Annotated in this window: 26 protein-coding genes; 9 read left to right on the top strand and 17 right to left on the bottom strand. The window is 62.9% G+C overall.

Going from position 1 to position 22556, the window contains the following annotated elements; translation table 11 throughout:
• Window positions 1–100 precede the first annotated feature (100 nt).
• From D9M09_RS06980 to D9M09_RS07035, 12 genes are all read right to left on the bottom strand, one after another.
• A complete protein-coding gene (locus tag D9M09_RS06980) occupies window positions 101–2419 on the bottom strand; it encodes a T6SS effector phospholipase Tle3 domain-containing protein (protein WP_121668912.1) in 2319 nt (772 codons plus the stop codon).
• 110 nt (window positions 2420–2529) lie between these two features.
• Window positions 2530–2778 (bottom strand): hypothetical protein, encoded by a 249-nt coding sequence (locus tag D9M09_RS06985; protein WP_070224926.1) that lies wholly within the window; start codon window positions 2776–2778, stop codon window positions 2530–2532.
• Window positions 2779–2831: 53 nt separating this feature from the next.
• Entirely contained in the window at window positions 2832–3518 is a 687-nt protein-coding gene (locus D9M09_RS06990; RefSeq protein ID WP_141750041.1) for a hypothetical protein, read from the bottom strand.
• A 63-nt stretch (window positions 3519–3581) separates the two neighbouring features.
• On the bottom strand, window positions 3582–3872 hold the full coding sequence (locus tag D9M09_RS06995) for a hypothetical protein (protein WP_121668913.1): 291 nt from the start codon (window positions 3870–3872) through the stop codon (window positions 3582–3584).
• A gap of 127 nt (window positions 3873–3999) precedes the next feature.
• A complete protein-coding gene (locus tag D9M09_RS07000) occupies window positions 4000–4500 on the bottom strand; it encodes a hypothetical protein (RefSeq protein ID WP_139143736.1) in 501 nt (166 codons plus the stop codon).
• A 40-nt stretch (window positions 4501–4540) separates the two neighbouring features.
• On the bottom strand, window positions 4541–5026 hold the full coding sequence (locus D9M09_RS07005) for a hypothetical protein (RefSeq protein WP_121668914.1): 486 nt from the start codon (window positions 5024–5026) through the stop codon (window positions 4541–4543).
• 111 nt (window positions 5027–5137) lie between these two features.
• Entirely contained in the window at window positions 5138–6484 is a 1347-nt protein-coding gene (locus D9M09_RS07010; protein WP_070224931.1) for a sigma-54-dependent transcriptional regulator, read from the bottom strand.
• Window positions 6485–6487: 3 nt separating this feature from the next.
• Window positions 6488–8386, bottom strand: coding sequence for a sensor histidine kinase (locus D9M09_RS07015; RefSeq protein WP_070312959.1), 1899 nt, complete (start codon window positions 8384–8386; stop codon window positions 6488–6490).
• 73 nt (window positions 8387–8459) lie between these two features.
• On the bottom strand, window positions 8460–9251 hold the full coding sequence (locus tag D9M09_RS07020) for an ABC transporter ATP-binding protein (protein WP_121668915.1): 792 nt from the start codon (window positions 9249–9251) through the stop codon (window positions 8460–8462).
• Between the two features lie 11 nt (window positions 9252–9262).
• Window positions 9263–10084 (bottom strand): ABC transporter permease, encoded by an 822-nt coding sequence (locus D9M09_RS07025; protein WP_070224934.1) that lies wholly within the window; start codon window positions 10082–10084, stop codon window positions 9263–9265.
• Between the two features lie 30 nt (window positions 10085–10114).
• Window positions 10115–11116 (bottom strand): ABC transporter substrate-binding protein, encoded by a 1002-nt coding sequence (locus tag D9M09_RS07030; protein ID WP_070224935.1) that lies wholly within the window; start codon window positions 11114–11116, stop codon window positions 10115–10117.
• Window positions 11117–11513: 397 nt separating this feature from the next.
• Window positions 11514–11750, bottom strand: coding sequence for a hypothetical protein (locus D9M09_RS07035; protein ID WP_070224936.1), 237 nt, complete (start codon window positions 11748–11750; stop codon window positions 11514–11516).
• Between the two features lie 466 nt (window positions 11751–12216).
• Here D9M09_RS07035 and D9M09_RS07040 point away from each other — a divergent pair, with 466 nt between their 5' ends.
• From D9M09_RS07040 to D9M09_RS07075, 8 genes are all read left to right on the top strand, one after another.
• Complete coding sequence (locus tag D9M09_RS07040; protein WP_223278908.1) at window positions 12217–12717, top strand: winged helix-turn-helix domain-containing protein; 501 nt, start codon at window positions 12217–12219, stop codon at window positions 12715–12717.
• A gap of 318 nt (window positions 12718–13035) precedes the next feature.
• On the top strand, window positions 13036–13908 hold the full coding sequence (locus tag D9M09_RS07045) for a zinc-dependent peptidase (protein ID WP_070224937.1): 873 nt from the start codon (window positions 13036–13038) through the stop codon (window positions 13906–13908).
• A gap of 109 nt (window positions 13909–14017) precedes the next feature.
• Window positions 14018–14848 carry a transporter substrate-binding domain-containing protein gene (locus D9M09_RS07050; protein ID WP_121668916.1) on the top strand — a complete coding sequence of 277 codons (831 nt, stop codon included), beginning with the start codon at window positions 14018–14020 and terminating at the stop codon, window positions 14846–14848.
• Between the two features lie 128 nt (window positions 14849–14976).
• Window positions 14977–15660, top strand: a complete 684-nt coding sequence (locus D9M09_RS07055; protein ID WP_121668917.1) for an amino acid ABC transporter permease — start codon at window positions 14977–14979, stop codon at window positions 15658–15660.
• The gene (locus D9M09_RS07060; RefSeq protein WP_121668918.1) at window positions 15660–16352 is read left to right on the top strand and encodes an amino acid ABC transporter permease; all 693 of its coding nucleotides are present in this window, start codon (window positions 15660–15662) and stop codon (window positions 16350–16352) included. Before D9M09_RS07055 ends, D9M09_RS07060 begins: the two co-directional genes overlap by 1 nt.
• Window positions 16349–17092 carry an amino acid ABC transporter ATP-binding protein gene (locus D9M09_RS07065; protein WP_121668919.1) on the top strand — a complete coding sequence of 248 codons (744 nt, stop codon included), beginning with the start codon at window positions 16349–16351 and terminating at the stop codon, window positions 17090–17092. The genes D9M09_RS07060 and D9M09_RS07065 overlap by 4 nt, the downstream gene beginning before the upstream one ends.
• A 105-nt stretch (window positions 17093–17197) precedes the next feature.
• A complete protein-coding gene (locus D9M09_RS07070; RefSeq protein ID WP_070224942.1) occupies window positions 17198–17752 on the top strand; it encodes a glycine zipper domain-containing protein in 555 nt (184 codons plus the stop codon).
• Between the two features lie 196 nt (window positions 17753–17948).
• Window positions 17949–18308: a hypothetical protein gene (locus tag D9M09_RS07075; RefSeq protein ID WP_121668920.1), complete on the top strand. Its 360-nt coding sequence runs from the start codon at window positions 17949–17951 to the stop codon at window positions 18306–18308.
• A gap of 21 nt (window positions 18309–18329) precedes the next feature.
• On the opposite strand, the gene D9M09_RS07080 is transcribed toward D9M09_RS07075, so the two are convergent.
• Complete coding sequence (locus D9M09_RS07080) at window positions 18330–19196, bottom strand: universal stress protein (protein WP_121668921.1); 867 nt, start codon at window positions 19194–19196, stop codon at window positions 18330–18332.
• Window positions 19197–19364: 168 nt separating this feature from the next.
• Here D9M09_RS07080 and phbB point away from each other — a divergent pair, with 168 nt between their 5' ends.
• Complete coding sequence (gene phbB / locus D9M09_RS07085) at window positions 19365–20111, top strand: acetoacetyl-CoA reductase (RefSeq protein ID WP_070224945.1); 747 nt, start codon at window positions 19365–19367, stop codon at window positions 20109–20111.
• A 168-nt stretch (window positions 20112–20279) separates the two neighbouring features.
• On the opposite strand, the gene D9M09_RS07090 is transcribed toward phbB, so the two are convergent.
• From D9M09_RS07090 to D9M09_RS07105, 4 genes are all read right to left on the bottom strand, one after another.
• On the bottom strand, window positions 20280–20660 hold the full coding sequence (locus D9M09_RS07090; RefSeq protein ID WP_070224946.1) for a TraR/DksA family transcriptional regulator: 381 nt from the start codon (window positions 20658–20660) through the stop codon (window positions 20280–20282).
• 108 nt (window positions 20661–20768) lie between these two features.
• Window positions 20769–21185 carry a VOC family protein gene (locus D9M09_RS07095; protein WP_070224947.1) on the bottom strand — a complete coding sequence of 139 codons (417 nt, stop codon included), beginning with the start codon at window positions 21183–21185 and terminating at the stop codon, window positions 20769–20771.
• Window positions 21186–21268: 83 nt separating this feature from the next.
• Complete coding sequence (locus D9M09_RS07100) at window positions 21269–21742, bottom strand: hypothetical protein (protein ID WP_083287293.1); 474 nt, start codon at window positions 21740–21742, stop codon at window positions 21269–21271.
• Window positions 21727–22545 carry a hypothetical protein gene (locus D9M09_RS07105; protein WP_121668922.1) on the bottom strand — a complete coding sequence of 273 codons (819 nt, stop codon included), beginning with the start codon at window positions 22543–22545 and terminating at the stop codon, window positions 21727–21729. The genes D9M09_RS07100 and D9M09_RS07105 overlap by 16 nt, the downstream gene beginning before the upstream one ends.
• Between the last annotated feature and the right edge of the window lie 11 nt (window positions 22546–22556).

A 22556-nucleotide genomic window follows, 5' to 3' on the forward strand; every position in this document is an offset into this window, starting at 1 on the left:
TGTAAATAAGTAGGACTGATAAATACAAACCCAAGCAATAGCAGAGTCATCAATGCGAGGGTTACGCAGAAGGGAGAGAGCAAGTTTGGGAAAAAATTTTTCATCGTGGAATGTCATCGCTGGCTTTATGTACAAAAGGAGTGACGACCGATTCGGTACGCCTGCCATTCACTGTTTCACAAACGACGGTAGACGGCAGGCCTGTTTGCAGTGCGGGCACAAAGGCAGGTAAGTCTCCCGAACTGTAGTAATGTGCATTACCTTCAATGATTTGCTTGCGTTGTAGAGGTTCTGCAGCCCAATAGATTGCAAATTTTTTCATGAAATCCTCCCATCTCAGGATGGATTTTCTTATAGGATTTTTTTTGTCGTTTTGCAGCCGCCAATCCGCCACCGCACACAAATACTGATAAAACTGCGGATCGCTGCTCGCCTTCCCGCTGCCAATGGCCACGTCATACGCCGTCACGTTGCGGTGGTTTTCCGCGTTGCCGATGATGGCGCCGTGGAAGGATTTGGGGCTGACCTCGTTCTGCCAGCGCTTGCGCGCCTCATTCGGGGTCTCTTCGCGGTCGACAATCAGCTTGTCGCCACTGCCCGGATGGCGCGAAACGCGGTCTATCCTGCATTGGTCGCCCGCTTCCTTGCCCAGGTTCAGGGCTTTTTCCACCTGCTCGCGCTCGCCCGCGCCGAACATGCCGGCACCGAATTCGGGGATGCGATGCTGCTTCGGCCGCGGGTCGGCGATGATTTCCTGCTTGCGCATCCGCAAACCTTTCGTGCTGGTCACCGCGATGGCTGCATCGATGGGGTCGACTTCTTCGCACGGTCCTTGCTGGTCGCGCGGCAGCCTGGCCTGGTCGGAATCCTTCGGGAATTGCCCAGGGCGGATCTCGCCGCCGTCCAGCACGGCCGCCCTGGGCGCGCGCAGCGCTTCGCCATTGATCGTGCGCAAGCCTTCACGCCGGCCTGGTTCCGTTGAAAAGATATTCCATTTGCCGGGTTTGACGGGCGGCCATGGTGCCTCGGCATGGCTGCCGCGATGGCCACGATTGGCACCGGCCACATGGGCGTGATCGTCCTCGCCTTCCAGGCGCAGGGCGAAGTCGTGCGGCGGCTGGCCCACCAGCACCGGACCGTTGTTCTTTCCAGTCGCATCGGGACGTTGCTTGTTGGTAAAGACACGCTGGTAAAATCCCTTGCCCAGTTCCGCCAGCGGTTGCCGGCGCTGGAATTCCTTTTCCCAGCAGGTGGGGCCGTCGCCCCAGATGCTTTTGTCCGTCTTGCCCTTGGTCTTGGACAGACGATGGCCGTCGATGTAGTCGGGTATGCCTTGCCAGCCGATGCCCTGCATATTGTCCAGCGCTACCGTCATATCTTCGGGGCAGAAGTACAGGTAGACCTTACCCCGGTTGTCGCGGTCCGCTTCCGCCCGCCATGCCGCGCCCGCCATGCCATGGCAGACGGCGTGATCCTTGATCTGCGCAAAGGCGGGACTGGCATGCTTTTTTGCCACCACGCCCTGCACGATCTGCACCAGCGTCTGCAGGCGCGCATGCAGGGTCTGGCGGTTGTCGATGGCATCGTATTGCTCCTCCATCACCGCATCCCGGCCGCCGCCGAAGATGCGGCTAGCTTCCGCCGCGCCGAAGAACATCGTGGTGTCCTCCACCAGGCTGTAGGGAGGATGCGTGAGGATCAAGGTGTCGGCGGGCCGCTTGCCCTCGTCGAGCAGGAAGGCCTGCGCCAGCAGCGAGATCAAACAGCCCTGGCTGTGCGCGACGATGGAGACCACGTCGTTACTGTCGTAATCGCGGATCATGGCGATGAGGGCTGCCAGGCGCTTGGCGGCCAGTACCATGTACATGCGCCCCGGCGCCGTCTTCAACGGGCGCACGGGGTCGCCGCCCACGTCGTAGGGTGAGAACAGCCCCTTGTTCCACATGTCGGGCAGGGTGTTGGTGGCATTGCCGAACGGGCCGCCGTTCTTCGACATGTCCTTGTCCAGACGGTTGCCGTAGCGGTCCGTGTTCTGGCCGTTGACCACTTTGCTCGCGTTGCTGCGTTCGCGAAAGCCCCAGTAAAACGGGATCACCGGGCTGTACGTGGTCTCATCAGGCTGGCGCTTGAAAAACACGTCGTCCGGGTCGGCCAGGGCTTCCTTCTTGTCGGACGCCTGCGGCATGCGGTAGGCGGCTGGCATGAACACGTGGCCGCCGCCATACATGCGTGCATCGAGTCCCTGGCATAAACCCTTTTCCACGGCGCCGAAACTGGTGCCTACGTCGTTGACGCCATGGATGACGATGACGTTGCCGGGCAGCTCAGGGCGGATGCGCACGATGGCGTCGTTTAAGCGGCCGCAATGGAGCAGGGCGGTGCTCTTGCCGCTGGTGTAGGGAAGTTTGGGATACGCCATCGCCGCTCCATGCTGACCAGTCAGGACAGTGTAGAGAGGCGCGATGGCGGATTAGTTGCGCTTACGCAAACTTTGCGGGAAAGAAGGCAGCGATGCCGTAGGTGCAGGCGCTAGCGGCTGGCCGGCTTGCCCTCGGTCAGCTTGCTGTCCGCCAGCCCCGGCGCGCCCCACAACAGGCCCATCCAGATGCAGAACGACAGGCCGCGGTGCAGCGATGCGAAGCACAGGCCGAAAATCAGGCTGCGCGCGAACAGGTTCGTGTTTGGTACGTTGGCACTGTCGAGCAGAAACAGGGTGGCGACGGCGGCGACCGTCATGACGGGCAGCATGAACCACCATTTGCGTTCGATCGGCGACATGATTTCCTAGTAAGAAGTGTGTCACCGATTCTAGCGCAATATTGTCAAGGCATTTATGGTGCGCTGATAATTTTCGTCAATGCGATGCGGTACGCGGGCTGCACGTCGCCAGCCTGGTCAATCTTGTCCGTCATGATCACGCCGAAACCCTGCGCATACCACACGTATTCGCCGCTTTTGCCTTTGCTTTTGCCGCCCACGTCGTGCAGTTCGAACTTGCAGGCGTCGGGGAAGCGGCGCCCGCCCAGTTCCAGGCGTTCCCAGCCCAGGAAGGTGATCGAGAAATCGCGCTGGTCCGTGCGCGTGGAGGTGGTGATCTTGTCGGACAGGCCCGCCAGCGGGTAGTGGGTGCTCGTTTGCGTGTCGGTGAATTGCACGCGTACTTCCTGGCCCGGACGCATTTTGGCAGGGATGGCCGACTGCGGCGCGTAGACGTTCTTGCTGCGCACTGTGCCGTCTTCGTTGTAATGGACCGTGCCCGTCAGGAAGACCTGGCCGTCGCGGATGTCCTGGTAGGACGTGGCCAGCAAGACGCCGCCGTCGAGGATCAGCTGGATGCCCTTGAGTTTCCTGCCTTCGAAGACTTCCTCGACGTTGACTTGCGCGTCGCCATTGTTCTTGCTGAACTTGACACCCGTCGTCAGTTCCATGCACTCGCCCACCGTGGGCGCCGCCTGTACGCCTGCGGCCGCCAATACGGCTGCCGCCACCAACACTTGCCATGCTGCTTTCATTGTCATCCCGGCTATCTTGTAAAGGCGTGATGATAGCGTGCCTTGGAGCAATGTGGCGCAGCGCTGATCTTATTTCGCAGGGGCGACGGGGATGCTGGGCACAGCGGGTGTGGACGCTGGCGGCGCCGTCGGCTTGCCGCGCCGCGTGCGCTTGTCGGTGCGCGTTTTGGCAGGCTTGCCGTCGTGGATCAGCTTGCCCTTGTTGTCGAGCTTGTCGGATTGGTCCGATTGCTGGCCCGGATCGTTGGCATTGTTGGTGTGGTTGCCCGTCTGGTTGACGTTCGTCGTCGACTGGGCTTGCACCCAGGCGCCGCCGATGGTCATCAGGGTGGCGGCCAGCAAGAGAGCGGCGGTTTTCATGGTGCGTCTTCCTGTGCAAGAGAGTGAGAGGGCGGTGGATACCGCTGTCGAGAATGCATTGTCACACGCGGACCCGTGCGCGCAAGTAGGATTACGCCTCATCCTTGTGTGGGCGTATTGCCAATGTTCAAGCCGCTCTTGCGCCGCTCGCGCGCAGGCGCAGGCGCCGGGCGCTCAGGGCATCGCGCATGCTCCATGTCAGCGATATGGCGCCCATGGCCGCCAGCCAGCTGCCGGGGCCGTCCGCAGGCAGCGCATGCACGCCCGATGGCAGGGCAAGCCAGTCGGGCAGCGCCTGCAGCAGCAGGGTGGCGATCACGCCCAGGTTGATGAACAGCAAAACGTGCAGGATCTGCTCGGGCAGGGGCAGGCGGCGCGTGCGGCCTTCCACGACCGTGTCGCGCAGCGAAACGCCGATTTCCGCCAACAGCAGCAATGCCGGCCACCAGGCCAGCCAGCCCTGCCAGGCAAACAGGCCCAGCGAGGGAAACAGCAGGCCGAAGATGGCTTCGCGCAAGCTGTGCAGGCGCTGCTCGGCCGCCGCGCCGGGACGCGACGGCAAGCGCACGAGCAACTCGTGGTTGAGCAGCACGTCAGCTCCGCCCAGCAGCCCGTGCAGAAGCAGCATGGCTTGCAGCGCCGTCATGGCCGGGGCGGGCTGCCCGCGCTTAGCGGCCCGGCGGGCGCGGCGGCACCACGCCGGTGTTGCCAGTATTGCCAGTATTGCCAGTATTGCCAGTATTGCCGGTGGTGCCAGCGTTGCCCGGCGTGTCCGTATTGCCTGTGGTACCTGTCGTGCCCGGGGGAACCGTGCCACCCGTATTGCCATTCATGTCTTGCGTGCCGCTGCGCGTGGCGTTAGCTGCGGACTGGCCGGCGCTGTCAGGGGCGCCGCCACCCGAATTCGTGCCGCTGGTCGATTGCCCCGTCGTGTCATGGTTGCGCGATTTTCCCGATTTCTTCGCCTGCTTCTTGTCGTGCTTGCGCGGCTTGGCCTTGTCATTCTGGTTCACTTGCGGATTTTGCTGTGTCGCCGTGTCGGTATTGCCCGTGTTATTCGACGTGGTATTGCTATTGCCGGTCGATTGCGCCTGCGCCAGGACGGCTGCGCTGCCCAGCAGCATGGCCGCGAGCATGAATGCGGATGGTTTCATGGGAACTCCTTCGGATGAAGTGGAGTACCGATTCTGCCACGCGCGGGCTGGCCCGCAAGTAGGAATCCGCCGCCACCCGATGTGGGGGGATGGCTGGCCGTGGCGCAGGCCTTAGCGGAACTGCTCCGTCGAGATATCAAATCGCTTGAGCTTGTCGTACAGGGTTTTCTTCGGGATATTCAGCGCGGCGGCCGCGTCGATGACGTTGCCATTGTGTCGGCGCAAGGCTTCCTCGATGATGGAAATCTCGAAGGTGTCCACCTGTTCCGCCAGCGACGCTTCGCGGCAGCCGGCGGGACTCAGGGTGTCGTCGAGCAGGCCCAGCACGAAGCGGTCGGCCACGTTGTGCAGTTCGCGCACATTGCCGGCCCAGCGCTGCGCCATCAGGGATGCGATCAGTTCGCCGCTGACGAGCGCGGCCGGCTGGCCATAGCGCAGGGCCGCCTGCAGCACGAAAAATTCGAACAGCAGGGGGATATCCTCGCGCCGGTTGCGCAGCGCGGGCAGCGTGAGGCTGGCCACGTTCAGCCGGTAATACAGGTCGGGCCGGAATTTCCCCTGCTCGGCCAGCACATTCAAGTCTTCCTTGGCGGCGGCGATGACGCGGAAATTGACGGATATCAATTTGTTGGAACCGAGACGCTCGACTTGCCGCTCCTGCAGCACGCGCAGCAGTTTCACTTGCAGGGCCAGCGGCATGCTTTCGATTTCATCGAGGAACAGGGTGCCGCCGTTCGCGTACTCGATCTTGCCGATGCGCTGGCGCTGCGCCCCCGTAAACGCGCCTTCCTCGTGGCCGAACAGTTCCGATTCGAAGATCGACTCGGGCAGGGCGCCGCAGTTGATCGCCACGAACGGGTGGTCGCGCCGCTCGCTGAAGTCGTGCAGGCAGCGGGCGATCAGTTCCTTGCCGGTGCCCGTTTCGCCGAGGATGATGATGTCGGCCGACTTCGGCGCCAGGTTCAGCACCAGCTGGCGCACCTTGGCCATGGCCGCGCTGCGGCCCACGATGCGCGCCTCGATGCCGACGCGCTGCTCGAGCTGACGGCGCAAGTTCATGTTTTCCAGCACCAGGTGGCGTTTATCCAGGGCGCGGCGGCACACTTCCACCAGCAAGTCGGCGGAAAACGGTTTTTCGATGAAATCGTAGGCGCCACGGCGCATGGCGCCCACGGCCATCGACACGTCGCCATGGCCCGTGACGAGGATCACGGGCAGGCTGGCATCCTGTGCCACGGCGATATCGAGCAGTTTCAAGCCATCCATGCCGGGCAGTTTGATATCGCTCAATAAAATACCCGCGAATTCGGGCACCAGGTAAGGCAGCGCTTCCTCGGCCGTGGCAACGGCCGTCACTTGCAGTCCCGCCAGTTCCAGCGATTGCCGGGCGCCCTTGCGCACGACGGCGTCGTCTTCCACCAGCAGCACTTGCATGCCTTCAAAATTATTCTCGTGCATTCCCTATTCCTTCGTCTCTATCTTATTCTCCCCCGGGGCGCAGCTCAGGGTGATGGTAAATTGCGCGCCGCCCCCTTCCTGCGCGCTGCGGTTGCGCACGGCCAGGGCGCTGCCGGCCGCGCGCAGTATGCCAGCGCTGATCGACAATCCCAAGCCCAGCCCGTGTTCCTTGGTGGTATAGAAGGGATCGAAGATTTTGTCGAGCGAGGCCAGCGGGATGCCGGGGCCATTATCGGTGATATGCAGCACGGCGAGGCCGCCTTCGCGCCGTACCTGGAACCAGATTTGCACGGGCTCGCCTTCCGGCACGGCATCCATCGCGTTCGTGATCAGGTTGGTAAATACCTGTTCCAGGCCGATGGCGTTGCACAGCACGATGATGTCGTCCTCAAGCCAGCTTTCATGCAGGGTCAGGCGCTGCGAGCCCTTGCGCGTGCGGATTTGCAGCATGGTTTGCGCAAACGCCTGGCGCACGCTGACGGGCTTGCGGGCATCGTCGCTGCGCCGCGCAAAGCCTTTCAATTGCGAGGTCACGTAGCCGAGGCGCTTGACGAGGTCGGAAATGGTCGACAGGTTGTCGAGCGCGTCGTCGATCTGGCCGCGTGCCAAAAAGACCTTGGCATTGTCGGAAAACGTTTGCAGGGCGGCCAGCGGCTGGTTCAGCTCGTGCGTGACGCCGGCCGCCATCTGGCCGATGGCCGCCAGCTTGCCGCTTTGCACCAGTTCCGCCTGGGCGTAGCGCAAGGTCTGCTCGGCCCGCTCGCGCTCGGCCACTTCCGCCTGCAGGCGGCCGTTCGCGTGGACGAGGTCGGCCGTGCGCTGCTCGACCTTGATTTCCAGCTGTTCATAGGCACGGGCCAGCGTCTGCTGCGCATTGAGCTTGTCGGCGATGCGGCGCCGGCGCTGGCGCGCATACATCAGGGCCAGCAGCAGCAAGGCCCAGCCCAGCGCGGCGGCGATGGCCGCGTTGCGCGCCGCCTCATCGACCTGGTCGAGCTCGGCCAGCACGGTAATTTGCCATTGCAGCGGGCCCAGCGCGCGGTTCACGGCCAGATAGCTCACCTTGTCGGCACTGCCGGACAGGGCGGGGGAGTCATTCGTCTGCGGGCGTTCCAGCGTCATCACGCTGGCGCCATCGGCGAACTGGCGCTGCACCTTGTGCGGCAGGATGGGCAGATTTTCTTGCAGGAACTGGCGCTGTTCGCTGATGTCTTTCTTGGCGGCCGGCGACAAAGGCGCCAGGGTCTTGAACTTGAAGGCGGGGGTGGTGGCCAGGATGATCACGCCATTCGCATCCTTGACCCAGATCTGTTCGCCCGCGCCCGGCGTGCGCCACGATTGCTCGATCCAGTCCAGGTTGACTTTGGCGGCGACGATGCCGATGATGCGTCCGTCGCGCTGCACGGGCTGCGAAATGAAGTAGCCGGCTTCGAAGGTGGAAAAGCCGATGCCGTAGAAGCGGCCGATGCCGCCCGCAATGGCGTTCTTGAAATACGGGCGGAAGCCGTAGTTGACGCCCACGTAGGAGCTGCGGTCTTGCCAGTTGCTCGACGCCAGGGTCGTGCCCTTGTCGTCGAGCACGTAGACGGCAAAGGCGCCCGCGCGGCGGTTCATGTCGACCAGGTAGGCGTTGATCTGCGTGACTTTATCGGCGCTGGGCTGCTCCAGCAATTGCGCCACGGCATCGCTCTGGGCCACGGCCAGGGGCAGGAATTCGTATTTGTTCAGGGCGCCGCCGATGGACGCCGCATACAGTTCCGCGCGCGAATCTAGCGTGCGGTGCAATTCATCGAGCTGGCGCTGCTTGACCCAGGCATACGAGGCCCATGTCAGCACGACCAGCGAGCCCACGGCCAGCAGGGGGGCAAGCAGCTGTCTCAGGGGCCATTTGCCGAATGCCATGGTGCTCCGTGTGTATGTTTATGCCCGTGTGTGGTCAATCTGGGGTCAGACCCGCCGGGTCTGACCCCATTACTTAGTCTGCCGTACTTGCCATCGTCTCCGCATTATGATGCCTTTGTTGCTCTTCCATCACCATCTCGCCCAGCATGCGTTTCAGGCGGTTGAACTCGGGGTCGCTCGGGTCGCGCGGGCGGGGCAGGTCGATGGCCACGTCGCGCTTGATGGTGCCGGGACGGTAGGTCATGACGATGGTGCGGTCGGCCAGGTAGATCGATTCCTCGATCGAGTGCGTGACAAACACGATGGTGGTGCCGAAGACTTTCCAGATTTTCAGCAATTCATCTTGCAGGTTGCGCCGCGTCAAGGCGTCCAGCGCGCCGAACGGTTCATCCATCAGCATGATCGGCGAATCGAGGGCCAGCACGCGGGCAATCGCCACGCGCTGGCGCATGCCGCCGGACAAGTCTTTCGGGTAGCGGGCGCGGAATTCCGTCAAGCCCAGCATACTCAGCAGCATGTCGACCCGTTCCTTGATCTCGGCCGGCGTCTTGCCGGCGATTTCCAGGCCGAAAGCGATATTGCTTTCAATCGTCATCCATGGGAACAGCGCGTATTCCTGGAACACCATGCCGCGGTCGGGGCCGGGCTCGCTGATCAGCTTGCCGCCGGCCAGGATCTGGCCCGACGTCGGCTGCGAAAAACCGGCGATGGCGTTGAGCAAGGTCGACTTGCCGCAGCCGGACGGCCCCAGCAGGCAGATGAACTCGCCGCTGGCGATTTCCAGGTTGATGTCCTTCAGGGCGATGACGTCCGCGCCGCCCGTGGTGAAGATTTTATTGACTGCATTGATATTGATCGTGGTCATGGCCGTTCCTCTCAGTGTTCCAGGCCGCGGTGCCACTGCAGCAAATGATTATTCAGGGCATTCATGGCCATGTCGATGGCCAGGCCGAACAGGCCGATGGTAAACATGCCGGCGATAATCTTGTCAGACCAAAAATACTCGCGCGCTTCGAGGATGCGGAAACCGAGGCCGCTATTGACGGCGATCATTTCGGCCACGATCACGACGATGAAGGCCGTGCCCATGCCGATGCGCGCGCCGGCCAGGATATACGGCGTGGCGGCCGGCAAGATGACGCGGCGGAACATGGTCATCTGGCTGGCGCCCAGGTTGCGCGCGGCGCGGATATAAATGCCGTCGACCTGGCGCACGCCGGCGATGGTATTCATCAGCACGGGGAAGAAGGAACCGATGCTGATCAGGAAGAAGGCGGGCGGGTTGCCCAGGCCGAACCACAAAATGGCCAGCGGAATGTAGGCGATCGGCGGAATCGGGCGCAGCACCTGCACCAGCGGGTCGAACAGTTTATAGATGGTCTTGTTGGTACCCATCAGCAAGCCCAGCGGCAAGGCCAGGCCGGCGCCGATGGCGAAGCCGCCCAGCACGCGCGACAGGCTGGCCCAGGCGTCGTGCGGCAATTCGCCGGAGAACATCCACACCAGGTAGTTGCCCGCTTCGGGCGTGTACGCTTGCATCGGCATCAGGTATTCATACCACTTCACCAGCACGGCCACGGGCGAGGGCAGGATTTGCGGGTTGATCCAGCCGAAGGTCGACATGGCTTGCCAAAGAAGCAATGCAGCAGCGGGCACGGCGGCGCCGTGCGCGAAGCGTTTCATCATTTGCATATTCATTGTGATACTTTCAGATTAGCGTGGCCGTGGTTAGCGTGGGACATAGGACTTCTTGGCTTTTTCCAGCAGGTCCAGCTTGACCCAATCCTTGGCGGCAGGCGCCTTGGCCATGCGGCCCACGCCGAATTTCACCATGTAGTCGGTGGTCAGCTGCACGTGGCTTTGCGTGATGTCTTCCGTGAAGATGGCGTTGTCGATGGCATCGCGGTAATCCTCGGTCGTGATCTGATTCTTGAACATCGATTCGCGCACGTATTTTTCCGCCAGTTTCGGGTCGGCCAAAAACGCCCGCGTGGCGGCGACGAAGCAATCCATGAAGCGCTGGGCCACGGCCGGCTTTTCCTTGTACATCTTTTCCGTCATCACGAGGGCGCGCACGGGCTCGCCCAGCGGCGTGTCATACGGTTTGATGATGGCCGCGCCGTATTTCTTGTGGATCGCCTGCGTCGAGTACGGTTCGGACTGGCTCATGACGTCGATATCCTTGGTCAGCAGCGCCTGGTTCAGGTCAGGGTAGCCCATGTACAGGATCTGCACGTCCTTGCCCGGCTTGTCGGACCAGGTCAGCTTGGCCTTGGTCAATTCGGCAAACAGCAGGATTTCCTGCGGGCCGCCGCGCGTGACGCCGACTTTCTTGCCTTTCAGGCCAGCAATATCCTTGATGTTCAGGTCGGGACGCCCGACGATCTGCACGCCGCCTTTGGCGAAGCCGCCCACCAGGTACACGGGCAAGCCCGTGGCGCGGCCCGTGATGGCCGCTTCCAGCGCGCTGGCGGACACGTCGATTTCGCCGGCGATCATGGCCGGCACGATGTCGAGGCCCTTGGCGAAGATGCGTTCTTCAATTTTCAGGTCGTACTTCGGCGCGATTTCCTTCATGTAGGCGACGGCGCCGTAATGGGCGAATTTCAGGTTGCCCAGACGGACCAGGTCGGCCGCATGGACGGCCAGCGGGAATTGCGCGGCCAGTGCGACGGCCACGGCCAGTGCCTTGGTGTTCAGGAAGGACGAGATGCGGAAGGTGCGTGCCATGCTGTTGTCTCCAAAAAAAGGTAGATGGTTTTTATATTGGGTGAGGCTGCCGCTCTGGTGGCGGTTATGAAAATATAAAAGCATCTTCCGTGCCAGTGGAGCGCATTTTGGCGTTTATTGCAAGTGATTGTTTATAAAGGTTTAATTTGAATCTATTGAAAATGGGAAATGACGAGATTCCGTCTTTCCGCACGGCGAAGGGAAAGACTGTGCGGATTGCCGCATTTTGATTGGCTGATCCGGTGCCGGCTTGCGGTGCCGCATGCCGGTGAACCTTCAGGGCGCGGCCGACTCCAATCGTAAAAAAACGCGTTGCAAACAGGCTGGCAACGCGTAACTCCCCCGTGGAGTAGGGGCGGCGCCGCAGGGGCGCCTGATCGGTCGCCTTTGGCGGGCCTTATTTCGGCGCAGTGGCGGGCGGCAGGGCCGGCGCGGTGGCCGGATCGGTCAGCGGGGCAGGCGGCGTCGTGCTGCCCGGGCCCGTTTCCGGCGCGGCTGGCGTGACGGGAGGGGGCATCACTTGTGGGGCGGAAGCAGGGTTGGGCGCCGTTTCAGGCAGCGGTGCTTCGGCCGGTTTTTTGCAGGCGGACAAGGTGATCAGGGCGGCGGCGGCCAGCAGAGTAGGCATGTTCATGATGGTTCCTTTGCAAAGTATCAAGATTGGCGCGATGCGGACGGCGGGTGCCGCGCGCGAAGCTTGAATTTATTGCAAGAATGCCGACGCTTCTGTTCGCTATTTCACTTTGTGCGCGCATCGAGGCACAGCGGTTTAAATGTCTTTTATAGATGCATCAAGAGAAATAATTCAACAAGGCAATATTTTTCACTTTCTTGCTTCTAATGTTCGTTAACGCACAGACCAGTGCGGAGCAGGATGGCATTCTGTGCCCAGACGCTCAGGATTCGTGGTGTTCTGGTATAAAAATTGCCAAGAACTTAACAATCCGGGCTACCGGCAATCGTTTAAAAGGAGTATTCAAATGCATGCAATGACTCAGTCTCACGTGAAGAGCGAATTAAAGGCAGCGCACCAGGAACTTCGTAGCCCCGAAAAAGGCTCGCAAATGGTCGAACGCGCAGCACCTATCCCCCCGGAACGCATGAATCCTATTTCCATGGCACCGATCGAGCGCGTGCGCTCGACGTCGGCCACCCTGCGCCGCATCGAAAACATGCAAAAACTGATCGGCGAATTGTCGCTGCACGAGATGCTGGCTGACGAAATCGCCTGGTTCCTCAAGTTTTCGCCATCGGGCGCCCGCAAATACATCCGCGACCTGCGCGAAGCGGGCGTGATCGAACTGGCCCGCTACATCGAAGGCACCGCCACCTACCTGGGCAAGGCAGTGTACCAGCTGACGCCGGATCCCGAGCGCGTGCGCGCCTTCCTGGCCGCCATCGTCCAGCCGAAACGCGAAGGCGCGCCACCGCGCAAGGACCGTCCCGGCTTGCGCGAGCAAAGCATGGCAGGCAGCGGCCGCCACTTCCACATCCTGGCCGATGACACGCATTACGCCATCCGCGTCAACCGCGGTCCCGTGACGCGCGATCCGCTGGTCGCCGCCCTGTTTGGCGCGCCACAGCAAAAGTCGGCCGAGTAACACCTGACCAAACCTCGCGCGGCGTGCGGCCTGCGATGCTCACCGTACTAAAGTACGGTTGCGCTTCTTAGCGACAAATCATCGCCGCTCGCTACGGTTTTGTCAGGCGTTGGGACGTAATAGAAGCCGGGTTACAACCCGGCTTTTGGCGTTGGGGCAAGCCCTTTGAGCTGGGCGGATTGAAAAGATATTAATCAACCCCATGTGGGCTGGACTGCTGCCCGCAACGCGCGGGTTCACTTGAAGGAGCTTGTCCTTGTCTGCCTACGCCGCCCTGTTATCGTTCCCGCCATTGCGCTGCCTGAAACGGGCCGCCGCATGAACCCGTTGCTGTGGATCGCCCTCGTCACGGCCGCCATCGTCTTTTCATTATGGTTCCCCCGCTGGCGCTTGAAGCGTGCCCTGTCCAGGCCCTTGCCGCCGGAAGGCCTGGCCGTGTTGGAAAAGAATATCCCCGTGTATCCGCGCATGCCGGCCCCGCTGCAGCAGCAGTTGCGCCGTCTGGTCGTGCAATTCCTGTACCAGAAGAAATTCGTCGGTTGCGGCGGCCTGGAGATCACGGACGAGATGCGCTACACGATTGCCGGCCAGGCGTGTTTGCTGCTGCTCAATCGCCAGACCCAGGTGTATCCGGAACTCGACACGATCCTCGTGTATCCCACGGAATTCATCGTTACGCGCGATGAAGTGGGGCCGGGCGGCGTCGTCACGCCATCGGCCAATGGTTTATTGGGCGAATCCTGGGGCGATGGCCGCGTGGTGCTGGCCTGGGACCACGTGCAGCGCGGTGCGGCCGACTGGACCGATGGCCACAACGTCGTGCTGCATGAATTCGCCCACCAGCTCGACAGCGAATCGGGCGCCGCGAATGGCGCGCCCTACCTGCCCAGCGTGTCGAGCTACCGCAGCTGGGCCACCGTGTTGTCGCGCGACTTCGACAACCTGCGCCACGATGCCATCTATCAGCAGCACAGCGTGATGGACCACTACGGCGCCACGAATCCCGCCGAATTCTTTGCCGTGGCGACGGAAACCTTCTTTGAAAAGCCATACCAGATGGCCGAGCACCACGAAGAACTGTACGCGCAATTCTTGCAGTACTACAAGGTCGATCCGCGCGACTGGATGGCGCCACCGGTGGAAGCCGAACACATGGCCTCGCCGTTTCCCAATTACGCGCCCCACTGGTAGCGGCAGCGCCTTACATGATTTACTCATAAGCAAGGCTGAAAAGATTCCTTTTTGGAAATAATAACGTTGCGGTCTAATGGCGGCATTCGTTATCCACCAGAGGAATTCCATGCAGACCCGCCTTCATTTCGCAGCGCTTCTTTTCACTTCCATCGCTTTCACGCAAGTGGCGCAAGCGGACCAGCTGGCCGCCATCAAGGCGAAGGGCGAACTGGTCTGCGGTACCCTGGGCACGGACGAGCCGAACAGTTTCATCGACGCCAAGTCGCGCCAGCTGGTCGGCTATGAAGTGGACCTGTGCCGCGCCATCGCCCAGGGCCTGGGCGTCAAGCCCGTGATCAGGCAGCTGGCCGTGGCCGCCCGCATTCCCGAACTGCAGCAGGGCCGCATCGATATCCTGACGGCGTCCTTGACGCACAACAAGGAACGCGAAGCGCTCGTCGATTTCTCGCTGTCCACGTTTTACACGGGCCAGCGCGTGCTGGTCAAAAAAAGCAGCAATATCACGACGGTCGCTGGCCTGGCCGGCAAGAAAGTGCTGACCGTCAAGGGCGGCACGCAGGAACCGAATATCCGCAAGGCCGTGCCCGGCGTGGAGGTGGTGACGTTCGAGACGGCGGGCCAGGCTTATCTGGGCTTGCAGCAAGGCAAGGGCGCCGGCTATGTCGACGATGAAGTCTCCTTGTTGAACAATTACGCCAAGCTGGGCGCCGCGCAAAAGGATTACCTTGTGCTGCCGCAAAACATCAGCCAGGAAGTGTTTGCCTTCGGCATCCGCAAGGGCGAGACGGGCGTGAAAACGGCCGTCGACCAGGTGCTGCGCGGACTGGAAAAATCGGGCGAGGCGGAAAAACTGTTCTTCAAATGGTATGGCCCGACGAGCAATGTGAAATTTCAGAAGCGCACATTCAAGATTGAGTCGGACAAGATTGACGCCTAAGCAAACCTACTGCGCGGCGCGCTTTGCGGCCTGCGATGCTCACCGTGCTCCAGCACGGTTGCGCTTCTCAGCCACAAATCACTGCCGCTCGCTACGGTTTTCTTAAGCATCAATGATATTTCACCATCATGTTCCAATTTGATCTGACCTTTTTGCTGGCCGGCGACTACCGCGACTGGCTCGTTTCCGGCTTGCTGCTGTCCTTGCAACTGATGGGCATCACCTTGCTCTTGTCTTTGCCGCTGGCCTGCGGCGTGGCCATGCTGCGGCTGGCCCCGTCGCGCCTGCTCAATGGCCTGGGCGCCGCGTATGTCGAGCTGATCCGCAACGTGCCCTTGCTGGCCCACTTCCTGTTCTGGTATTTCGGCGCGCCCGAATTGTTGCCCGATGCCTGGAAGGAGCGTTTGTATGCCGGCAATATCGAAGCCGTCAGCGCCGTCACGGCCCTGACTTTATATACGGCCGCCTACATGGCGGAAGACATCCGCAGCGGCATCCGCGCCATCCCCGCCCAGCAATTCGAGGCGGGCCGGGCGCTGGGCTTCAGTTTTCTTGCCACCATGCGCCTGTGCATCGTGCCGCAGGCGCTGCGGCTGGCCGCGCCGCCGCTGCTGTCGCAAACCCTGACCCTGTGGCAAAACACCAGCATCGCCACCGTCATCGGCGTGGCCGAGCTGATGTACCAGACGCAGCGCGTGGAAGCGGCCTCGTTCCGCAGCGTCGATGCCTTCGTCTTCGCCAGCGCGGCCTACCTGGCCGTCTCGCTGCTGATCGCCGGCCTGGCGGCCTTGCTGCAAAAGAAGGTGTCCTGATGCTGGAACTCCTCCATGATTACTGGCTGTATTTCCTCGTGGGACGCTATCCCGAGGGGCCGCTGGGCGGCCTGGCGCTGACGGTCGTGCTGGCCAGCCTGGCGCTGGTGCTGAGCCTGCCCTTCGGCCTGCTGCTGGGGCTGGCGCGCCTGAGTCCCTGGCACCTGCTGCGCTGGCCCGTCGCCTTACTGATCCACGTGGTGCGGGGCATCCCCTTGCTGTTGGTCATCTTCTGGGCGTATTTCTTCCTGCCCAGTATCACGGGACATGAAAGCGGGCAATTCGGCACCATGCTGGCCGCCCTCGTCATCTTCGACTGCATTTATCTGGCGGAAATTGTGCGCGCCGGCGTGCAAGCCGTGCCGCGCGGGCAGGTGGAGGCGGCCCGCTCGCTGGGCCTGAATTATCTGGACAGCATGCGCTCGGTGGTGCTGCCGCAGGCGCTGCGCCACATGCTGCCCTCGCTGGTCAACCAGTTCGTCTCGACCATCAAGGAAACCTCTCTCGGGTACATCATCGGCCTGGCCGAGGTGTCGTTCATCGCTTCGCAAGTGAACGGCCTCGTGCTGACCAAGCCCGTGCAAGTGTATTTCCTGCTGGGCATGACGTATTTTGTCTTGTGTTTCAGCCTGTCGCGCGCCGCCTTCTGGCTCGAGCGGCGCCAGGCGCGTCTCCTGAAAGCGGCAGCATGATTACCTTTGACAACGTCAACAAATACTATCGCGACTATCACGCCTTGCGCGAGATCAATGAACACGTGGCCAAGGGCGAGGTGCTGGTCGTGTGCGGACCGTCCGGCTCCGGCAAGTCGACCCTGATCCGCACCATCAACCGCCTGGAGCCGATCGCCTCAGGGCGCATCGCGGTGGCGGGCCAGGATATCCACGCGCCGGGGCTGGACGTGAATGCCTTCCGCTCGCATATCGGCTTTGTGTTCCAGCAATTCAACCTGTTTCCCCATTTATCCGTGCTGGACAATTGCGCGCTGGCGCCGCAGCGCTTGCGCGGCCTCACCCGGCGCGAAGCCGAGGAGCGGGCGCTGGCCCTGCTGGAGCGCGTGGGCCTGGCGCACAAGGCGCGCGCCATGCCGGCGGCCTTGTCGGGCGGGCAGCAGCAGCGGGTGGCGATTGCCCGCGCGCTGGCCATGCAGCCGCCGCTGATGCTGTTCGACGAGCCGACCAGCGCGCTGGACCCGGAAATGGTGGGCGAGGTGCTGCAAGTGATGCGCGACCTGGCGCACGGCGGCATGACGATGGTGTGCGTGACGCACGAGATGGGTTTCGCGCGCGAAGTGGCGGACCGCGTCTGGTTCATGGACCACGGGCAAGTGCTGGAACGGGCCACGCCCGACGATTTCTTTGCGCGGCCGCAACATGTGCGCGCACAGCAATTCCTGTCCGATATCCGCAGCCCATATGGGGCACCGGCCTGAGGATTTCTGGGCTGTGTGCGCAAGCGAACGGTATCTTGGCGTTCTCCGGCGCACGCTATCGGAGTGGCGCACGGGGCGCCCGCAGCCGACCAGGAGGGCCGTATCATGTCACGCATCATCGCAGGTCATTTTCAGTTGCAGGAGCAGATAGACGCCGCGCGCGCCGCCCTGAACCAGGCGGGTTTTCCTGACAGCCGCATCAGCGCCTTCTTTGTCAACCAGCCGGGCCAGCATGATTTGCATGCGCTCGGCGGCGACCGCGACGTCTCGCCGGGCGCCAAGGAGACGCCGGAAGGCGTGGTCGAGGGCGTGGCCGTCGGTGCCGCCGTCGGTGCCGGCATCGGCGCTGCCACCACGCTGGCGACGGGGCCGCTGGGGCCGGTGGTGGGCGCGCTGGTGGGCGCCCATGTGGGCTCACTCTACAGTTTCAACAAGATGAAGGAGGCGGGCGAGCCCGAGAAACATGGCGAAAATCACCGCCAGCCGCGCCATCCGGGCATGCTGATCGCCGTGGCGCTGGGCGGCCTCGAAGAGCGCGAACGGGCGCTCGAGACACTGCACCGGCTGGGCGCCGAGCATATCGAGGAAGCGGAAGGCACGATCGCCAATGGCGACTGGCATGACTTCGATCCGCTCAGCATTCCCGTGCTGGTGGCGTGAATCAACGCCTCTGTGGTGCCATATGCATAAATTCCGCGCTGCACGAAATTTAGGTATGATCCTTGTTAGTATGAGTAATTATTGGTAAACAATGCCGACAGGGATAGTTTCCGCGCGCCCGAAGTGACACTGGACCAAGGTGACTGCCCGTAGTACTTGCCTCGCATGCTAACGAGTATGGATAGGAGGGCGCGTCATGACACAGGCATGGTTCATTCTGACACGGGCCGATGGGCGCGACATCTGTGCGCCCTCGCCGGCACAGCTGGCCGATGCGCTGGCCGAGGTGTACCGCGGCGGCGCCGTCACGCCGGACGGCAGCCCGGCCGCCGTATTGTTGCGCTTTGGCTACGACGACGGCTTGATGTATCAGGTCGAAGTCGCTAGCGGAGGCGAAGTCACTTTCGAGGAATGGTCGGACCGCGATTGCGAAATTGCCCTGGCCAGTCCGCGCCACATGTCGGCCCTGCCGCAGCACGACGCGCTGCAGCTGTGGCAGTGGCTGGCGCAGCGCCAGGTGGCGAAGATCCGCAGCCAGCCCTGGCAGGGTAGCTAGCCCTGCCGTCTTTCCAACGGCCTAGTGCGCCATCAGCACGGGGATCGTCATGCTCTGCAGAATCGTGCGCGTGACGCCGCCGAGGATGGTTTCGCGCAGGCGCGAATGGCCATATGCTCCCATCACCAGCAAGTCGGCCGACAGGTCGGCGGCCTGCGACAGCAGCGCTTCGCCGATATCGCCGCGCCGCACGCCACCCCCATCGAGCAAATGCAGCCGCGCTTCCACGCCGTGGCGCGCCAGGTAGTGCACCAGTTCCGCGCCCGGCTGTTCGCCGTGCTCGGCCGCATGCACCTGGGCGTCGAAGATGGCCACGTGGACTTGCCCGGCGCGCTGCAGCAGGGGCAGCGCGGCGGTCACGGCGCGGCTCGCTTCCTTGCTGGCGTTCCAGGAAATGAGCACATTGCGCGCCGCTGCCGGCGGCGCCAGCAGGGGCAGCGGCGGCGCATACGGCACGATCAGCACGGGTCGGCCCGAATGCAGCAGCACATAGGCGGGAAAGTCGCGCATCACGGACGGCGATTTATCCTTGGCATTGTATTGGCTGATGACGACCAGGTCCGCATAGCGGGCCAGCAGGCTGATGCCGCCCGCCGCTTCGTCGTCGACGACGCGCTGTTCGAACGAGGCGACGCCTGCCGCGCGCACCTGTTGCTCGAAACCGTCGAGGGCGCGCGTGGCGCGGTCGCGCAGGAAATTCAGATGCAAGCTCAGGTTCGGGTCCGCATCGAGGTCGGGCTGGTGCTGGTACAGCAGGCGCGACACGCCCGTCAGCGCCACGCCCGTCAGGTGGCCGCCGCACGCCTGGGCGATGCTGGCCGCCGCTTCGATGCGGGCGGCGCGCCCGGCGCTGTCGTCGATGTGGAGCAATACGGTTTTGTACGTCATGGCCTGTCCTCTCGCTGTGCAGTAGGGGCCATTCTGGCACAGTCCGGGGTGCCGGCCGCGCACGACTGCATCAGGCTGGGCACTTGATCTGGCGCAAGGCTGGCAATAAAAACTGCTCCTACACTTGATGCCACGCAGAACAACCATAACAAGCGGGGAGAGACAGTCATGAAGGAACAAAAGGTAGCGCTGGTCACGGGCGGCATGGGCGGCCTGGGCACGGCCTTGTGCCGGCGCCTGCATGCGGCGGGCTTTGCCGTCGTGGCGGCGCATACGCCGGGCAACACGCGGGTGGAAAGCTGGCTCGACGAGCAGCAGGCGCAGCAGTATTATTTTCATCCGCTGGCCCTTGACGTGACGGACTTTGCTGCCTGCAGCGAAGCCGTCGGCAAGGTGCTGGCGCAGTTCGGCCGCATCGATGTGCTGGTCAATAACGCCGGCATCACGCGCGACCAGAGCATGCGCAAGATGGAGTTGCCGCACTGGTCCGAGGTGATGCGGACCAATCTCGACAGCCTGTTCAACATGAGCAAGCAGGTGCTGGAACCCATGCTGGAAAAGAAATGGGGACGCATCATCAATATCTCGTCCGTCAATGGCCAGAAGGGCGCGTTTGGCCAGTGCAACTACGCGGCCGCCAAGGCCGGTGTGCATGGCTTCAGCAAGGCGCTGGCGCTGGAAGTGGCGCGCCACGGCATCACCGTCAACACCGTGTCGCCCGGCTACCTGCGCACGCAGATGGTGACGGCCGTGCCGGCCGATATCCTGGAAACGAAGATCTTGCCGCAAATCCCCCTGGGCCGCCTGGGCGAGCCGGACGAGGTGGCGGCCCTGGTCGCTTACCTGGCGTCCGACGAGGCGGCATTCGTCACGGGCGCCAACATCGCCATCAATGGCGGACAGCACATGAGTTAAGCAAGCGTACAGCTTGCATAGAGGCAATGGCAGTAGAGGAGACCCATCCACCCAGCCGGCGCATAGACGCTGGCGGAGGACGGCAGGCAGCATGGTAATTACGCTGGAAAACAGGGGGCAGGGCAGCGATGCCTTGCCCTTTGTTGTCGTGCCGCCGTTAAGCTAGGGTCATGTTATGGCGCGCCGGGCCTTTTCCAGCCGGGTCTGGCAATCGATGCACAGGCGCGCTTCGGGGCGGGCGTTCAGGCGCGACAGGCCGATGGCTTCGCCGCAGTTGTCGCACAGGCCGTAGCTGCCGTCGGCAAACTTCGCCAGCGCGTGCTTGATGATGGCCAGTTGCGCCTGATTGTGCTCGGCCGCTTCGCTGACGAGGGCGTTCAAGGTGCGCACGCTGGCGTTGTCGGCCGGCGAGGCTTCGATTTCATTGAGCAGCGAGGCGCGCGCGTCCGCTTCGGCCGCTTCGTTCTCTATCTGTTCCAGCAACGCCAGCTTGCGTTGCTCCAGCACGCCTTGCAGGCGCTGTAGCTGGTCTTGCGGCAATCCATTCATGGCTGTCCCCGATAGGAGTCTCTCCTCTATGGTAGTCCAGGATGGGCGCTTCTGCTTGCGCTACTACCCGCGCCGCGTTTGACGCGGCGCAGGCAGGCGCGGGCCGTTCTATGCTGGCTCTTTCAGGCAGTTGACCATCCAGGCCACGCCGAACTGGTCTTTCAGCATGCCGAAGCGTTTGGCCCAAAACGTTTCTTCCATGGGCATCTGGATGGCGCCGTCACGCGCCAGCGCGGCGAAGGCCCGTTCCGCCTCCTCCGGCGTGTCGACGGTCAGGCAGATCGAGCTGCCGCTCATGCCCTTGGCGCCCTCGTCGCAGCCGCCGTCAGAGCCCATCAGCATGGTGGGACCCAGCTGCACGGAGCCGTGCATGATCTTGTCATACCAGTCTTCCTTGACTTGCTCCTGCATCGGCGTGCCGCGATACGGCATCAGGCACAGGTCCGTGCCATGCAGGTGCTGCCGGTAGTATTCCAGCGCTTGCGCGCAGTTTCCATTGAATTGCAAATACGGTTCGATACGCATGTTGGTCTCCTCTGGCAATCGCCCCGCAGGCACGATTGCCAGGCGGGGACGTCCCAGTATAGGCGCTCGCCGGCCGATTTCAATCAGTCCGGCGCCATCTCTTGCAGCCGCTCACGCACCTTGCCCAGCGTGCTGAGGATGCGCTCGGGATTGCCGGCCAGGACGGCACTGCCCAGATGTAACAAACTCGTCGACAGGCTGATCCAGTGCCGCACATCGTCGTTGCGGGCGATGCGAAGGCGCACCGTGTCGAGCAGGCCGCTGAGCTGGCGCTGCGCCGTTTCCAGGCCCATTACCGTATGCCCGGCGGCATCGGCATACAGCTGGTTGGCTTGCTGGCGCAAGGCTACTTCCAGGGCGAAGACGGCTTGTGCCTGGCTGTGGCTAATGCCGTTTTCTCCCTGGCTGGCGCGCTTGCGGATGGCGCGCATGACGGCGCCGTGCAAGGTGACGGCCGCCTGCGACAGGCTGTCGGCCAGTTGCTCGACGCGCATGGCGCTGCTGAGAGCCGCTTCGCGGCGTTCGCTGCCGCTGCTCCTGCCTACCGATCCGTCCATCTTGCCTCCGTGGTGGTGAGGGCGGCGGCCAGCTGTGCGTGGTCGCGCGCCAGTGCCGCCAGTTGCCGGCGCGCCAGCGTGTGGCGCAAGCCAAGCAGCCGGTATTCTTCGGTTTTACTTTGCTGCATGGTTTTCGCCAGCACGGCCAGCAGGCGCTGCTGCGGCGTGTCGGCAAACGCGATTTCCACGTCGAGCAGGCCGAGCACCATGTCGCGCTCGTTGTCGCCGCTTTTGTCGTACAGCGCCAGCAAGCTGTCGAGCGCTGCCAGCAGGGCTTGCAGCGGCGCGTCGCCGTCGTGCAGCACTTGCGCCAGGTGCGCCTGCTGGCTGGCCGCGCCGCCCAGGCGCGACAGTTGCTGCAGCAACAGGGTGTAGGCGCTGACATGGCGGTCGTCGATGCCGCTGCCGGGCCAGGCGCGGATGGCGGCGCCGGCGCCGGCCAGTTCCGGCTGCACGTCGTACGCATCGGCATTCGCCAGCCGGCCCAGCGCCTGCAGATACAGGCGCACGGCCTGCGCCAGGCGCGCGACGTCCGCTTGTGCGGCGCGGCGCTGCGCATCGAGCAGGCGCTCGCGCGCGTCTTCGGCGGGCGACAGATAGGGGCGGGCGCGCTGGTAGCTGTCCACGTGGCGCTGCGACAGTTCGCCGAAGGCCGTCAAGGCATCGGTGCCGGCGGCCAGGGCGCGCACTTGCGCCAGGTCGGTGCGCGCACTGGCGCAGCCGCACAGCACGACGGCCAGGAAGAGGCTCAGGTACAGGTTGAGGCAAAGGGCGCGGCGATGGCGGGCGGGCAGGGTGGACACGTCACCTCTCG

Source organism: Janthinobacterium agaricidamnosum, assembly GCF_003667705.1.
In the GTDB taxonomy this organism is placed as follows: Bacteria; Pseudomonadota; Gammaproteobacteria; order Burkholderiales; family Burkholderiaceae_D; genus Janthinobacterium.